General features: G+C 65.1%; 16 protein-coding genes. 14 read left to right on the top strand and 2 right to left on the bottom strand.

Features of this window, described 5'->3' with window-relative positions:
• Positions 1–31 precede the first annotated feature (31 nt).
• On the bottom strand, positions 32–814 hold the full coding sequence (gene pcaD / locus AC5ZG1_RS17830) for a 3-oxoadipate enol-lactonase (RefSeq protein ID WP_496133624.1): 783 nt from the start codon (positions 812–814) through the stop codon (positions 32–34).
• A 141-nt stretch (positions 815–955) separates the two neighbouring features.
• Positions 956–2,314 (bottom strand): 3-carboxy-cis,cis-muconate cycloisomerase, encoded by a 1,359-nt coding sequence (locus tag AC5ZG1_RS17825; RefSeq protein ID WP_496133623.1) that lies wholly within the window; start codon positions 2,312–2,314, stop codon positions 956–958.
• 191 nt (positions 2,315–2,505) lie between these two features.
• Here AC5ZG1_RS17825 and AC5ZG1_RS17820 point away from each other — a divergent pair, with 191 nt between their 5' ends.
• The 14 genes from AC5ZG1_RS17820 to AC5ZG1_RS17755 all read left to right on the top strand — a co-directional run bounded on the left by AC5ZG1_RS17820 (position 2,506) and on the right by AC5ZG1_RS17755 (position 15,027).
• Complete coding sequence (locus AC5ZG1_RS17820; RefSeq protein ID WP_028166341.1) at positions 2,506–2,952, top strand: SRPBCC family protein; 447 nt, start codon at positions 2,506–2,508, stop codon at positions 2,950–2,952.
• A gap of 174 nt (positions 2,953–3,126) precedes the next feature.
• Complete coding sequence (locus AC5ZG1_RS17815) at positions 3,127–3,612, top strand: (2Fe-2S)-binding protein (RefSeq protein WP_496133622.1); 486 nt, start codon at positions 3,127–3,129, stop codon at positions 3,610–3,612.
• Positions 3,613–3,662: 50 nt separating this feature from the next.
• On the top strand, positions 3,663–4,469 hold the full coding sequence (locus AC5ZG1_RS17810) for an FAD binding domain-containing protein (protein ID WP_456644432.1): 807 nt from the start codon (positions 3,663–3,665) through the stop codon (positions 4,467–4,469).
• Positions 4,470–4,506: 37 nt separating this feature from the next.
• Complete coding sequence (locus AC5ZG1_RS17805) at positions 4,507–5,415, top strand: AAA family ATPase (protein ID WP_496133621.1); 909 nt, start codon at positions 4,507–4,509, stop codon at positions 5,413–5,415.
• Positions 5,416–5,538: 123 nt separating this feature from the next.
• Positions 5,539–6,741, top strand: a complete 1,203-nt coding sequence (locus AC5ZG1_RS17800; protein WP_496133620.1) for a vWA domain-containing protein — start codon at positions 5,539–5,541, stop codon at positions 6,739–6,741.
• Between the two features lie 13 nt (positions 6,742–6,754).
• Positions 6,755–7,078, top strand: a complete 324-nt coding sequence (locus AC5ZG1_RS17795; RefSeq protein ID WP_130229680.1) for an XdhC family protein — start codon at positions 6,755–6,757, stop codon at positions 7,076–7,078.
• A 2-nt stretch (positions 7,079–7,080) separates the two neighbouring features.
• Positions 7,081–7,782 carry an XdhC family protein gene (locus tag AC5ZG1_RS17790; protein ID WP_464344993.1) on the top strand — a complete coding sequence of 234 codons (702 nt, stop codon included), beginning with the start codon at positions 7,081–7,083 and terminating at the stop codon, positions 7,780–7,782.
• Positions 7,779–9,383: an NTP transferase domain-containing protein gene (locus AC5ZG1_RS17785; protein WP_496133619.1), complete on the top strand. Its 1,605-nt coding sequence runs from the start codon at positions 7,779–7,781 to the stop codon at positions 9,381–9,383. Before AC5ZG1_RS17790 ends, AC5ZG1_RS17785 begins: the two co-directional genes overlap by 4 nt.
• A 219-nt stretch (positions 9,384–9,602) precedes the next feature.
• Complete coding sequence (locus AC5ZG1_RS17780; protein WP_028166334.1) at positions 9,603–9,995, top strand: DUF4189 domain-containing protein; 393 nt, start codon at positions 9,603–9,605, stop codon at positions 9,993–9,995.
• A 226-nt stretch (positions 9,996–10,221) separates the two neighbouring features.
• Positions 10,222–11,247: an alcohol dehydrogenase AdhP gene (gene adhP / locus AC5ZG1_RS17775; protein WP_496133618.1), complete on the top strand. Its 1,026-nt coding sequence runs from the start codon at positions 10,222–10,224 to the stop codon at positions 11,245–11,247.
• Positions 11,248–11,414: 167 nt separating this feature from the next.
• Complete coding sequence (locus AC5ZG1_RS17770) at positions 11,415–12,128, top strand: TetR/AcrR family transcriptional regulator (RefSeq protein ID WP_496133617.1); 714 nt, start codon at positions 11,415–11,417, stop codon at positions 12,126–12,128.
• Positions 12,125–12,910, top strand: coding sequence for an HlyD family secretion protein (locus AC5ZG1_RS17765; protein ID WP_028166331.1), 786 nt, complete (start codon positions 12,125–12,127; stop codon positions 12,908–12,910). The genes AC5ZG1_RS17770 and AC5ZG1_RS17765 overlap by 4 nt, the downstream gene beginning before the upstream one ends.
• Positions 12,907–13,854 carry an ABC transporter ATP-binding protein gene (locus AC5ZG1_RS17760; RefSeq protein ID WP_496133616.1) on the top strand — a complete coding sequence of 316 codons (948 nt, stop codon included), beginning with the start codon at positions 12,907–12,909 and terminating at the stop codon, positions 13,852–13,854. Before AC5ZG1_RS17765 ends, AC5ZG1_RS17760 begins: the two co-directional genes overlap by 4 nt.
• A gap of 6 nt (positions 13,855–13,860) precedes the next feature.
• On the top strand, positions 13,861–15,027 hold the full coding sequence (locus AC5ZG1_RS17755) for an ABC transporter permease (protein WP_496133615.1): 1,167 nt from the start codon (positions 13,861–13,863) through the stop codon (positions 15,025–15,027).
• The last annotated feature ends 130 nt before the right edge of the window (positions 15,028–15,157 follow it).

Raw genomic sequence — 15,157 nt, 5'->3', positions numbered from 1 at the left:
CGATGGGAGAGGTGTTGCAGATTGCGCTGCACTAGCGTTGCGTCAGGAAGCCGACCACGGCGTCCGTGAAGGCGTGCGACTGCTCGACGTTGGAAATATGCGCGGCATCGAGGATCGTCATGCTGGCGCCCGGGATGCGGCTTCGGATGTATTCGCCCGCGGCGATCGGCGTTGCCATATCGTGACGGCCGGCGATCACCAGCGTCGGGCTCTTGATCTTCGGGAGCAGCTCGCGCTGGTCGAGCGTGCTCAAGGCTTCGCAGCAGGCGATGTAACCCTCCGCTGGCGAGGCCAATAGCATCGCCTTCATCCGGGCTGCGATCTGCGGCTCGCGCTCGCGGAAATCCGCCGTCAGCCAGCCCGCGATCACGGTGTCGGCGACCGCGGCGAGGCCGCCTTCCTTCACCGCCTTGATGCGATTGTGCCAGTTGGTCGGGTCCGGGTAGTAGCAGGCGGTGTTGGAGAGGATGATCTTGCCGAAGCGTTCGGGCGCGTTGGCCCCCAGCCATTGCCCGACCATGCCGCCCATCGACAGGCCGCACCAATGCGTCTTTTCGATATTGAGGTCGTCGAGGATCGCCAGCACGTCGCGGCCGAAACGCTCCATCGAATAGGGGCCGGGAGGGACCTGCGACTTGCCATGGCCGCGCCGGTCGTAGCGGATGACGCGGAACACTTGCGTCAGCGCCTTCATCTGCGGTTCCCACATCTGCAACGTGCAGCCCAGCGAATTCGACAGCATCAGCGTCGGTCCGCCGTCGCGGCCTTCGACCTGGACGTTGAGTAGGCATCCGTCGGCGTCGATCATCGGCATGGTCTGCGTTTCCTCGTTTCTTTCCTGTCATTCCGGGGCGATGCGACAGCATCGAGCCCGGAATCCATTTCACCACCCGGGTATGTGGCCCGATGGATTCCGGGTTCGCGCTCTGCGCGCCCCGGAATGACAGCGGAGGTCTTACGACAAATCCTCAAGCGAGGCGAGCAGGCGGTCGATCAGCGCCTGCGAGGCGCCCTGGTAGGACATTGGTTCAAACAGTTTTTCGATTCTGTCCGCGGCGAGATGCGCGGTGATCCGTGGATCGGACTTCAACACGTCGCGCAAGTGTTTCTGCTCGGCCACGGCCTTCTTGCTGGCGGCTTCGATCAGATGATGCGCCTCGCTCTTGCCGAGCTTTTCGGCGAGCGCCATCGACACCGCTTCTGCCATGATCAACCCCTTGGTTGCATCGAGGTTGACGCGCATGCGCGCAGCGTCGACTTCCAGGCCCTCGGCGATGTCGACGATGGCGGCGAGCGCGCCTGATGTGACCAGCATCAGCGTCGGCAAGGTCGGCCATTCTGCATGCCACGGCCCTGCGCTGCGCTCGTGGTCCTGGACCTGCGCGGCAAGGATCGTCGCGGCGAGATTGGGGGTCATGGTGGCGGCGGCGAGCGCGGTTGCGGCAGCAACGGGATTGCGCTTGTGCGGCATGGTGGAGGAGCCGCCGCGGCCTTCGCCCGATGGCTCGAACGCCTCGGCGACGTCGGTCTGCATCATCAAGGAGACGTCGCGGGCGATCTTGCCGCAGCTTCCGCAGACGATGGCAAAGGCGGAGGCAATGTCCGCGATGCGGTCGCGGTGGGTGTGCCAGGGCGCCTCCGGCAGCGGCAGGCCAAGCTCCTGCGCCAGTTTTTCCGCCACTGCCATGCCTTTGTCGCCGAGCGCGGCCAGCGTGCCGGCCGCGCCGCCGAATTGCAGCGCCAGTGCCTCGCGGTGCAGCCGCTGCAGGCGCCTCCGCGAGCGGTGCAGGCTTGCGGCATATTCGGCGAGCTTGAGGCCGAACGGCATCGGCAGCGCATGCTGCAGCCAGGTGCGCGCAACCACCGCGGTGTTGCGATGCTCGCGGGCGAGTTTTGCAAAACCGGCAACAGCCCGTTCGAGTTCGGCGAGCAACACATCGATGCCGGCGCGCAAGGTGAGCATCGTCGCGGTGTCGATGACGTCCTGGCTGGTCGCGCCCCAATGCACATAGCGCGCGGCCTCCTTGCTGGCCTTGGCCGCTTCCGCGGTGAGCGCCTTGACCAGCGGGATCGCCAGGTTGCCCGACCGAACAGCGGCTTCCGCGAGCGCCGGGACATCGAATGATTCGGCCTTGCACGCCGCGCCGATCGGGCCGGCCGCGGCATTCGGAATCACGCCGACCGCTGCTTCGGCGCGCGCCAGCGCTGCCTCGAAATCAAGCATATTCTGCAAGCAAGCGGCATCGTCGCACACCGCGCGCATCGCGGCGCTTGACAGCATCGGTGCCAGCAGAGGGGAAAGGGATGTGCTCATCGCGCGCGACCTAATCATTCCCGGCTGCCGCTGCCAATGGCCCTTCTTGATCGAGCCCGGCGCCATCACAAGGGGCGGTCTCCGTTTTGCTGCGCTGCGAATATGCATCGCTCGTGGTCGGATGCCGGTCTTTCCTTTGTGGCCGCCGTGCTTTACTTGGGTGTTGGTTCGATGCGATCGGGGAGGCTCTCATGGCAATGACAATGACCGGCGAAGTCCAGCTTGCGGCGTCGCGCGAGGCCGTGTGGGCCAAGCTCAACGATCCCGAGGTGCTGAAGGTCTGCATCCCCGGCTGCGAGGAATTGGAGAGGACCGAGGACAACGGCTTTCGCGCCGTTGCCAAGATGAAGGTCGGCCCGGTCTCGGCACGCTTCAAAGGCAAGGTCATGCTGTCCGATCTCGATCCGCCCAACGGCTACAAGATCTCGGGCGAAGGCGAGGGCGGGGTTGCCGGATTCGCCAAGGGCGGCGCGACGGTCGCGCTTGCCGAGAAGGATGGCGGCACACTCTTGAGTTACAACGTCGAGGCGCAGATCGGCGGCAAGCTCGCCCAGCTCGGCCAGCGCCTGATCAACGGCGCGGCCAAGAAACTGGCCGATGAATTCTTCGCGAATTTCGCCAAGGCCGTGCAAGGCTGAGTCAAATAAATAAAGACTAGTGGCGCCGCACAACGGCGCCAGAACGGCACGACGTCATCCGGCCATGCGAGGGGCGAGGTTGCCCATTGCGGTGATGGCCCATATTATGGCTTTTGGAACGGTTATAAACGCCTGTTCTGTCGATATGCGGCAGAGCAGATCAAGAGAGTGCTGATGGCCAAGATTTCCCTGATCGTGAACGGCAATCCCGTCACCGCTAACGTCGATCCCCGTACCCTTCTCGTTCAATTCCTGCGTGAAAACCTGCGGTTGACCGGGACCCATGTCGGTTGCGACACCTCGCAATGCGGCGCCTGCGTCGTGCATCTCGACGGCAAGGCCGTGAAGTCGTGCACCACGCTTGCGGTGATGGCCGACGGCCATGAGGTCAACACCATCGAGGGACTGGCGCCGGATGGCGGGCCGCTGCATCCGATGCAGGAAGCGTTCCGCGAGAATCATGGCCTGCAGTGCGGCTTCTGCACGCCCGGCATGATCATGACCGCGGTCGACATGGTGCACCGCAAGGGAAATGAGCTTTCCGACGAGGTGATCCGCGAAGAGCTCGAAGGCAATCTGTGCCGCTGCACCGGCTATCAGAACATCGTCGCCTCGATCGCCGCCGGCGCCAAGGCGATGGCGAAGTCCGATCTCGCTTGAACCTCAGCGCATTGCATCGCGATCGCTGTTGAAAATTCCGGGGCATTCCAATGTATGAATTCAAGTATCATCGTCCGGCGACCGTGCGACAGGCCGCCAATCTGCTGGTGAAGAACGAGGATGCCAAGCTGATCGCCGGCGGCCACACGCTGGTGCCGGTGATGAAGCAGCGGCTCGCGAGCCCGCCGCATCTGGTCGACCTCTCTCATGTCGAAGGCCTCGACACCATCGAGATGAAAGGCCGCGCGCTTGCGATCGGCGCCACCGCCAAGCATGCCGACGTCGCCAGCTCCGCCGTCGTCGGCGAGGCGATCCCGGCGCTCGCCGACCTCGCGGGAGGGATCGGCGATCCCGCCGTGCGCCATCGCGGCACCATCGGCGGCTCGCTGGCGAACAACGACCCGACCGCGGACTATCCGGCCGCCGTGCTGGCGCTGGGCGCGACCATCGTCACCAACAAGCGGCGGCTCAAGGCCGAGGAGTTCTTCCAGGGCCTGTTCTCGACCGCGCTCGAGGCCGACGAGATCATCACCAAGGTGCAGTTTCCGGTTCCGAAGAAGGCGGCTTACGTCAAGTTCCGCAACCAGGCCTCGCGTTATGCGCTGGTCGGCGTGTTCGTGGCGCGGCGGCCGTCGGACGTCCGCGTTGCCGTGACCGGCGCCGGCTCGGACGGCGTGTTCCGCGTCACCGCTTTCGAGGAGGCCCTGCAGAAGCGCTTCTCGCCCAAGGTGCTGGAGGGGATCAACGTATCCCCGGAAGGGCTGAACAGCGACCTGCATGGCAGTGCCGAATATCGCGCGCATTTGATCGGGGTGCTGGCGCGCCGGGCGGTCGAAGCTGCTAACGCTAAAGCGTGATAGTGCAGGCTGCTTTGGCTCCAACACCGGCTTTCCCATGACCGCATCGACGCTCCCGAAATCAGTCGATGCGCTGCTCGAGCTCCTGACCTCGCGCGGCTATCTCGCCGAGCGGTCGCTCGCGACCGTGACCTATCTTGCGCTGCGCATGGGCCGGCCGTTGTTCCTGGAAGGCGAGGCCGGCGTCGGCAAGACCGAGATCGCCAAGGTGCTGTCTTCAGCGCTCGGGCGGAAGCTGATCCGCCTGCAATGCTATGAGGGCCTCGACGTCGCCTCCGCGGTCTACGAGTGGAGCAGCGCGGCGCAGATGATCGCGATCCGCCTCGCGGAAGCCTCCGGCGACACTGACCGCGACCAGCTCGCGAGCGACATCTTCGCCGAGCGTTTCCTGATCAAGCGGCCGCTGCTGCAGGCGCTGGAGCCTGACGTCGCCGGCCCGCCGGTGCTCCTGATCGACGAGCTCGACCGCGCGGACGAGGCGTTCGAGGCCTATCTTCTGGAGATCCTGTCGGACTTCCAGGTGACGATCCCCGAGCTCGGTACGGTGAAGGCGCCGGCACCGCCGATCGTGATCATCACCTCCAACCGCACCCGCGAGATCCACGACGCGCTGAAGCGGCGCTGTCTCTATCACTGGGTCGACTATCCCACAGCCGAGCGCGAGCTCGCGATCGTCAAGTCACGGGTGCCGAATATTTCGGCCAAGCTGTCGCAGCAGGTGGTCCGCTTCGTGCAGGCGCTGCGCAACCAGGATTTCTACAAGTCGCCCGGCGTCGCCGAGACCATCGACTGGGCCACCGCGCTCTCTGAGCTCGATGCCCGCTCGCTGACGCCGCAAGTGGTCGGCGAGACCCTCGGTGCGCTCCTGAAGTACCAGGATGACATCGCGCGCATGCAGGGCGATACGCTGCAGAAGGTTTTGAAGGAAGCGACGAGCGAGACGTAGCTGCTCGCGTTCGCTTCGGTCGTTCCGGGGCGCGAGCAGCGCGAACCCGGAACCTCGCGCCGCAATCTCCAGATTCCGGGTTCACGCTTCGCGTGCCCCGGAATGACGGTGAGGTGAGGATAGATGCCCATCAACCACCTTGCGCCGCCGACCGGGCACATGGCCGACAATGTCGTCGGCTTTGCCCGCGCGCTGCGGGCGGCCGGGTTGCCGGTCGGGCCGGGCTCGGTGATCGACGCGCTCAATGCGCTGCAGCTCATCGAAGTCGGCAACCGCGCCGATTTCTACGCCACGCTGGAAGCGATCTTCGTCAAGCGCCATGAGCATGCGCTGATCTTTGCCCAGGCCTTCGACCTGTTCTTCCGCGCCGCCGAGGAGTGGAAGAGCATGCTGGACTCGGTGCCGCTGCCCGACCACGCCAAGAAGAAGCCGCCGCCGGCCTCGCGCCGCGTGCAGGAAGCGCTGTCGCAGCCCGCGAGCCGCGAGGAGCGGCCGCAGGAGCAGGCGCAGGAACTCAAGCTCTCGGTCTCCGACCGCGAGATCTTGCAGAAGAAAGACTTTGCGCAGATGAGCGCGGCCGAGATCGCCGAGGTCACCCGCGCCATCGCCAAGATGAGCTTGCCGCAGGCCGAGCTGGAGACGCGCCGCTACCGGCCGGACGTCCGCGGCCTCCGGCTCGATATGCGCCGCACCATCCGCAATTCCTTGCGCACCGGCGGCGAGATCGTCGACATCCGCAAGCTCGGCCGAATCGACAAGCCGGCGCCGATCGTGGCGCTGCTCGATATCTCGGGATCGATGAGCGAATATACCCGCCTGTTCCTGCACTTCCTGCATGCCATCACCGATGCCCGCAAGCGCGTCTCGGTGTTCCTGTTCGGCACCCGCCTGACCAACGTGACGCGGGCGCTGCGGCAGCGCGATCCCGACGAGGCGCTGGCAAGCTGCTCCTCGAGCGTCGAGGACTGGGCCGGCGGCACAAGGATCGCGACCTCGCTGCACACCTTCAACAAGCTGTGGGCTCGCCGGGTGCTGGGGCAGGGCGCGATCGTGCTGCTGATCTCCGACGGGCTGGAGCGCGAGGCGGACGCCAAGCTTGCCTTCGAGATGGACCGGCTGCATCGTTCCTGCCGCCGCCTGATCTGGCTCAACCCGCTGCTGCGCTACAGCGCCTTCGAACCCAAAGCGCAGGGCATCAAAATGATGCTGCCCCACGTTGACGAATTCCGCCCGGTGCATAACTTGAGTTCCATCCAGGGGCTGATCGCGGCGCTGTCGGCCCCGCCGCCGCCTCATCATCGCAGCCTGATCCGCTCCGTAGCTTGAAGAGGGTTCTCAAATGCTCAATCGCGACGAAGACATCCTGAAGGCGGCTGAGGACTGGCGGAACGCCGGCCATGGGGTGGCGCTGGCCACCGTGGTGGAGACCTGGGGCTCGGCGCCGCGTCCGGCTGGATCGAGCCTCGTCATCAACGACGAGGGTACGTTCCTGGGTTCGGTCTCGGGTGGCTGCGTCGAAGGCGCCGTGGTGACCGAGGCACTCGACGTGATCTCGAGCGGCCAGCCGAGGATGCTGGAATTCGGCGTGGCTGACGAGACCGCATGGAATGTCGGCCTGTCCTGCGGCGGCACCATCCGCGTCTTCGTCGAGAAGGTGGGCTAGCCGTGAAGCTCGAAACCCTGAAGGAGCTGAATGCCGAGCGCGCCGCGCGGCGCCCGGTGATCGTCGTCACCGATACCGCCAATGGCGAGCAGCGGCTGGTGAAGGCAAAGGACTTTGCCGCCGATCCGCTCAATGCCGAGCTTTCCAAAGCATTGCGCATGGGCAAGAGCACCAACGTCGAGGTCGGCGGCAAGAAGCTGTTCCTCAACGTCTATGCGCCGACCGCAAAGCTCGTGATCATCGGCGCCGTCCATATCAGCCAGGCCTTGGCGCCGCTGGCGCGGTCGCTGGACTATGACGTCACCGTCGTCGATCCGCGCACGGCATTTGCGAGCCCCGAACGTTTTCCTGACGTGCCCCTGGTCGCGGAATGGCCCGACGTCGCACTGCCGCCGCTCAATGTCGATCACTACACGGCTTTCGTCGCGGTGACGCACGATCCCAAGATCGACGATCCCGCGCTGCTGCACGCCTTCGAACGCGAGTGCTTCTATATCGGGGCGCTCGGTTCGCGGAAGACGCATGCCAAGCGCGGCGAACGGCTGCGCGCCCAAGGCGCGAAGGAAAGTGACATCGCGCGCATCCATGCGCCGATCGGACTCGACATTGGTGCGGTATCGCCGTCGGAGATCGCGGTCGCCATCATGGCGGAGATCACCGCGACGCTGCGGTTGCCGCCGAAAGAGAAAGAAGTTGCAGCATGAAGTTCGGGCCTGCCAGTCCGCGTGACGCGATTGGCGGCGTCACCGTTCACACCCTGCGGCAGGGATCGCTGGTGCTGAAGAAGGGCACCACGATCGGCCCTGCCGAAGTGGAGGCCTTGGATAAGGCCGGGGTGAAGGAAATCGTCGTCGTGCGGCTCGATGAGGGTGACGTCTCCGAAGATGTTGCCGCGGCCAGCATCGCGCAGGCCATTGCCGGCGACGGCGTCAATGTCGAGCGCGCCTTTACCGGCCGCGCCAATTTGTTCGCGGGACGCGCCGGCGTGCTGGTGGTCGACCGTGCCGCGGTCGATCGCATCAACGGCGTCGACGAGGCGATCACGCTCGCGACGCTGACTGCGTTCAAGCCGGTGGTCGAAGGCGAGATGATCGCCACCGTCAAGCTCATTCCTTTCGGTGTCGAAGCGAGCTTGCGCGACGCGGCAGTCGCCGTCGCCGCGCGCGAGACGCTGCGGGTTGCGCCTTACGTCATCAAGAAGGTCGGCATCGTCTCGACGATGCTGCCGGGCCTGTCGCCAAAGGTGATCGAGAAGACGCTCCGCGTGACCGCCGAGCGGCTCGCCCCCGCGGGCGCCAGCATTATCGCCGAGCGCCGCGTGCCGCATGAGGAGAAGGCCCTGGCCGCCTCGATCAAGGAATTGCTCGCGCTTGGCGCCGAACTCGTGATCGTGTTCGGTGCTTCCGCGATCGCGGACCGGCGCGACGTGATCCCGGCCGCGATCACCGGGATCGGCGGCGCGGTCGAGCATTTCGGCATGCCGGTCGATCCGGGCAATCTGCTCCTGATCGGCAGCGCGGGGAAGGTGCCGGTGCTGGGTGCGCCGGGCTGCGCGCGCTCTCCGGTCGAGAATGGATTTGACTGGGTGCTGATGCGCCTGCTTGCGGGGATCAAGGTCACGCGGGCCGAGCTCACCGGCATGGGCGTAGGCGGGCTCTTGATGGAGATCGTGACGCGGCCGCAGCCGCGCACGGGCTCCGACACCGAAGGCAATCGCAACGTCGCCGCCATCGTGCTCGCCGCCGGCCGTTCGACGCGGATGGGCGGCCCCAACAAGCTGCTTGCGGAGATCGACGGCAAGAAGCTCGTGCGTATCGCGGCCGAGCAGGCGCTGGCGTCGAAGGCCTCCGAGGTGATCGTCGTCACCGGCCATCAGGCCGAACTGGTCGAGCAGGCGCTGCAGGGGCTGAAGGTGAAATTCGTGCGCAATCCGGATTTCGCCGGCGGGCTCGCGAGCTCGGTGAAAGCGGGTGTCTCCGCGGTATCCGACAGCGTCGACGGCGCCGTGATCTGCCTCGGCGACATGCCGCTGATCGACGCGTCCTTGATCGATCGGCTCATCGACACCTTTGCACCCGACCGCGGCCATTTGATCGCGGTGCCCGTCAGCGAAGGCAGGCGCGGCAATCCCGTGCTGTGGTCGCGGCGCTTCTTCAAGGAATTGATGACGCTCGACGGCGACATCGGCGCGCGCCACCTGATCGCCAAGCATGCCGAAGCGGTAGCCGAAGTGCCCGTCGACGGCCAAAGCGCCTTCCTCGACATCGACACCCCGCAAGCCCTCGAAGCCGCGCGCGGCGGATAAGCGCCGCTGCGTAGGGTGGGCAAAGGCGCGCCAGCGCCGTGCCCACCGTCACACGCTGTGCTCTTGATGGTGGGCACGCTTCGCTTTGCCCACCCTACGATTCCGCGTGCGGGTCTCCGCTCTCTCCACATCATTGCGAGCGCCGCTCTCAACCTCCCGTTCACCAAGTGGAAACGTCCGGCGGCTAGAGTTCCGCCGGCTGTCTGGGGGATGGGGAAAGTGATTGTCTCGACGAGGCGCGCGCAACGCCGCGCGCTGTTCATTCTTGCGCTGACGTTGCTGTTGGCACTCACGCGTTTCATCACCGAGAGCTGGGCGGCGGGCGCATTTGCCGTTGGGAAATGCGGCGCCTACGGTCAGGCCTATGACTATCCCGCCGAAGCAGAGGCGCGCGCCGCGGCGCTGAAGCAGTGCAAGGGCGATTGCACCACCGTCACGATGAAACGGGCCTGCGCTGCGCTCTCCATCGACATGATGAATCCCTGCGGCGCCCACGGCTACGCCGTGGAGCCGAAGATCTCGCGCTCGCTGAACGCCGCCACGCGCAAGTGCTATGAATATGGCGGCAAGGAATGCGTGATCCGCGCCTGGGCCTGCGACGCCAAAGGTTAGCGTGGCCGTTGTAGCGTCGTAGCCCGGGTGGAGCGTCAGCGTAACCCGGGGGCGCTCGAGCCGCTGGTACAGTTTCCCGGGTTGCGCTTGGTTCCACCCGGGCTACAACTTGTCGCAGTTGTCATCGCGCTGACACACGCGCACATTCGGCGCGCCCCTTGATACCGATCAAAGGGCGAGAGGGTGGTCACCGCTAGTCTGCTTTCCAAAGCGAAGGAGTAGACAGATGCCGACCATGAAAGCCGCTGTTGTCCGAAATTTTGGCAAGCCGCTCGAGATCGAGAATGTGCCGGTGCCGGAACCGGGGCCGGGCGAAGTTCTGGTCAAGGTGAAAGCCTGCGGCGTGTGTCACACCGATCTTCACGCCGCGTCCGGTGACTGGCCGGTGAAGCCGGTTCCGCCGTTCATTCCCGGCCATGAAGCTGCCGGCATCGTCGCCGCGCTCGGCCCCGGCGTGACCAATCTGAAGGTCGGTGACGCCGTCGGCGTCGCCTGGCTGCACGATGCCTGCATGCGCTGCGAATATTGCGAGACCGGTTGGGAAACCCTGTGCGAGCACCAGCACAACACCGGCTACAGCGTGAACGGCGGCTTTGCCGAATATGTCATCGCATCGGCCGCCTTCGCCGCGCGATTGCCGGCTAATGTCGATTTCGCAAAGGTGGCGCCGATCCTGTGCGCTGGTGTCACGACCTACAAGGGACTGAAGGAGACCGAAGCGCGGCCCGGCGAGTGGGTCGTCATCTCCGGCGTCGGCGGCCTCGGCCATGTCGCGATCCAGTATGCCAAGGCGATGGGGCTCAAGGTTGCCGCGGTCGACATCGCCGAGGACAAGCTGGAGCTAGCTCGCACCACCGGCGCCGATCTCGCCGTCAACGCGCTGTCTGACAGGGCGGTGGAGAAGGTGCTGGCATCGACCGGGGGAGGGGCGCACGGCGTACTGGTGACGGCGGTGTCGACGGCTGCGTTCGCGCAGGCGCTGGGGATGGTCCGGCGCAAGGGCACGGTCAGCCTCGTCGGCCTTCCGCCCGGCGAATTCCCGACGCCGATCTTCGACGTCGTCTTGAAGCGCATCACCGTGCGCGGCTCGATCGTCGGTACCCGCCGCGATCTCGACGAAGCCATCGCCTTCGCCACCGACGGCAAGGTGCACGCCGAGATCACCGAGGTGCCGCTGGAGAAGATCAACGACATCTTCGACCGGATGAAGTCCGGCAAGATCGACGGCCGCATGGTGCTGGATTTCGCCTAAGTCCCATCCTTGTCATTCCGCGGCGCGCGCAGCGCGAGCCCGGAATCCATCAGACCGCGGGAGCAAGCGGAAGAATGGATTCCGGGCCTCGCCTTCGGCGCATCCCGGAATGACGAGGAGCGTTCCGCATTCTTGACAATGACTGACCAGTCAGTCATTATTTGAGCATGAAACAGCGCCCCCAACCATCCGCTCCGCCCAAGGCGCGCCGGACCGCCAGCAGGGCGGCGCGCGCCAAGGTGTCAAAAGTGGTCTCGTCGAAGATCGCGGGTAGCGGGGCGAACCGCGCCGAGCGCGCGGCGGAGCGGCGGGCTGCGATCGTGGAGGCGGCGATGGAAGAGTTCGTCGCGCGCGGCTTTGCCGCGACCCGGCTCGACGATATCGCCAAGCGCGCCGGCGTCGCCAAGGGCACGATCTATCTGCATTTCAAGGACAAGGAATCGATGTTCGAGGAATTGATCCGGACCGCGCTGGTGCCGCTGATCGACCGCATGGCATCGCCGGCGCCGCTGCATGGATCGGTGCGCGAGGCGGTGGAGGGCTTTGCGCAAATGTTCATCCGGGAGGTCGCTTCGACATCGCGCGGCGACATCGTGCGCCTGATCGTCAGCGAGGGGCCGCGCTTTCCGGAAATCGCCGATTTCTATTTCCGCGAAGTGGTCTCGCGCGGGATGGCCGGCATGCGCGCCTTGATCGAGCTTGGGATCACGCGCGGCGAGATCCGCAACAAGGAATTGGCGCGCTATCCGCAGATCATGATTGCGCCGGCACTGATCGCGGTGATCTGGCAGAGCATGTTCAGCCGGCATTCGCCACTGGATGCGATCGAGATGTTTCGCGTCCATCTCGATCTGATCTTCGGCGAGCGGAGGACGACATGACTTCGTCGCGCCTGGCGAAGATCCTGGCGATGGTGGCGCTGGCGGCGGCGCTGGCCGGCTGCCAGGAGCGGCGCGATCCCGGCTTCCAGGGGTGGGTCGAGGCCGACATGATCTTTGTCAGCCCGGATGAAGCCGGCCGCGTGGTGAAGCTCAACGTGCGCGAAGGCGACGAGGTGAAGGTCGGCGATCTCCTTTACTCCGTCGACGATGATCTGCAGCAGGCCGATCTCAACCAGAACAAGGCGACGCTTGCCAACGCGCAGCAGACCTATGACCGCGCCGCTTCCTTGAGAGGGACAGGCGCGGGCACGCAGGCCAATCTTGACGCCGCCGTCTCGGCGCTGCGCGTGGCCGAAGCGAAGGTCAACACGTCGGAGACGCGGCTGGCGCGGCGCAAGGGCTTTGCGCCGGTCGCAGGCACCATCCAGCAGATCTATTTCCGCGAGGGCGAGATGGTGGCGGCGCAGCGGCCGGTGCTCTCGATCATGCCGCCGGGCAACATGAAGCTGCGCTTCTTCGTGCCCGAGGCCGAACTGCCGAAGCTCTCGATCGGCGACCAGGTGCGCGTCGTCTGCGACAATTGCGCCGCCGATCTCACCGCCAAGATCTACTTCATCGCGACCACGGCGGAATATACACCGCCGGTGATCTACAGCCTCGATGAGCGCAACAAGCTGGTCTACTTGATCCAGGCACGGCCGAGTCGGCCCGATGCCTTGCGCGTCGGGCAGCCGATCAGTGTCTATCTCAATCCGAAGACGCCGGTGGCGGATCGGCGATGAGCACGGTCGCGAACCATACGGCTGAGATCGCTATCGATGTCCATGGCCTGACCAAATCGTTCGGCGGCCGCGAGGTTGTGCATGATCTGTCGATGCAGGTCAGGCGCGGCACGATCTACGGCTTCCTGGGGCCGAACGGCAGCGGTAAGACCACGACCATCCGCATGCTCTGCGGCCTGCTCACGCCCGACAGCGGCAATGGCACCTGCCTCGGTTACGATATCCGCCGCGATGCCGACCGCATCAAGCGCCTGGTCGGCTACATGACCCAGCGCTTCAGTCTGTACCAGGACCTCTCGGTGCGCGAGAATCTGGAGTTCGTCGCGCGGCTCTACGGCATGCCTGACGCACGCGGCGCGGCGCGCGAGATGATCGCGCGCATCGGCTTGAGGGGCCGCGAGGAGCAGCTTGCCGGCAATCTCTCCGGCGGCTGGAAGCAGCGGCTTGCGCTCGGCGCCTGCACGCTGCCAAATCCGAAACTTCTGCTGCTGGACGAGCCGACCGCCGGCGTCGACCCCAAGGCGCGGCGCGATTTCTGGAACGAAATCCACGCGCTCGCCGCCGACGGCCTCACTGTGCTGGTCTCCACGCACTACATGGACGAAGCCGAGCGCTGCCATGAGATCGCTTACATCGCCTATGGCCATCTGTTGGCGCATGGGACGGTGGAGGAGGTGATCGCGGGCTCGGCGCTCTCGACCTATACGGTGACCGGCGACGATCTCAACGTTCTCACCGCCGAGCTCGCCGGCAAGGGCGGCATCGACATGGTGGCGCCGTTCGGCACCAGCCTGCATGTGTCCGGCCGCGACAAGGCGGCACTGGACACGACCGTTGCGTCCTATCGCGATGATCCGCGCTGGCACTGGCAGGACAGCGAGCCGTCGCTCGAAGACGTCTTCATCGATCTCATGGGGCGTTCCAAGGATAATTTCCAAGGATAATTTCCAATGAGCGCGATCGACGCAGTCCATCCTATGGTCGAGACGAGGGAGCCGGCCTTCGGCTTCTGGCGACGCAGCTATGCGATGCTGGTGAAAGAATTCATCCAGCTTCGCCGCGACCGCGTCTCCTTCGCCATGATCGTGATGATCCCGGTGATGCAGCTTTTGCTGTTCGGCTACGCCATCAACACCACGCCTCGGCATCTGCCGACGGCGGTGTTGATCCAGGAGGACAGCGATCTCGGGCGCTCGATCCTGAAGGCGATGGAGAACACCGCCTATTTCCGCTTCACCCGGGAAGTGCACGATGTCGCCGAGTTCGACGACCTCCTGAAGTCCGGCAAGGTGCTGTTCGGTGTCGAGATCCCGCGCGGCTTCGAGCGCGCGGTCAGGCGCGGCGACAAGCCGGCGCTATTGGTCGCCGCCGACGCCACCGATCCGATCGCCTCAAGCGCGGCGCTCGGTGCGCTCGGCGCCCTGGTGCAGACCGCGCTGGAGCACGATCTGCACGTCGGCGATCCCCCGGACATGCCGTTCGAGATCAGGACGCACGCCCGCTACAACCCCGCCGCCGAGTCGCGGCTCAATATCGTGCCCGGCCTGGTCGGCACCATCCTGACCATGACCATGCTGATCTTCACCGCGCTGTCGGTGACGCGCGAGATCGAGCGCGGCACCATGGAGAGCCTCTTGTCGATGCCGATCAAGCCGGTGGAGGTGATGTTCGGCAAGATCATTCCTTATGTCATTGTCGGCTTCATCCAGGCGTCACTGATCGTCGGCATCGGCGTGCTGCTGTTCGGGGTACCGATCCTCGGCAGCGTGCTGCTCCTGGCGGCGCTGACCACGCTATTCATCACCACCAACCTGTCGATCGGCTATACGTTCTCCACCATCGTGCAGAACCAGTTGCAGGCGATGCAGCTTTCGATGATGTTCTTCCTGCCGAGCATCCTGCTCTCCGGCTTCATGTTTCCGTTCGCGGGCATGCCGCTATGGGCGCAATATCTCGGCGAGGGCCTGCCGCTGACGCATTACGTCCGCATCGTCCGCGCCATCATGCTGAAGGGCGCGGGCCCCGCCAACCTGCAATACGACACGATTGCACTCATTGTCCTGATGCTGGTGGCGATGACGATCGCCGTGACACGCTTCCGTCGCACGCTCGATTGAGGCAATATATCGATCTCAATTTATCCACGTCAGTCCGGGGCGATGAAGCATCGAACTATGATGTACGATAGTACATCAGGGAAGCGCGAGATTCCGGGTCCGGTCCTTCGGACCATCCCGGAATGACAGG

The sequence above is a fragment of the Bradyrhizobium sp. Leo78 genome, from assembly GCF_059512425.1.
This window is presented reverse-complemented; position numbering and strand designations above follow the sequence as displayed.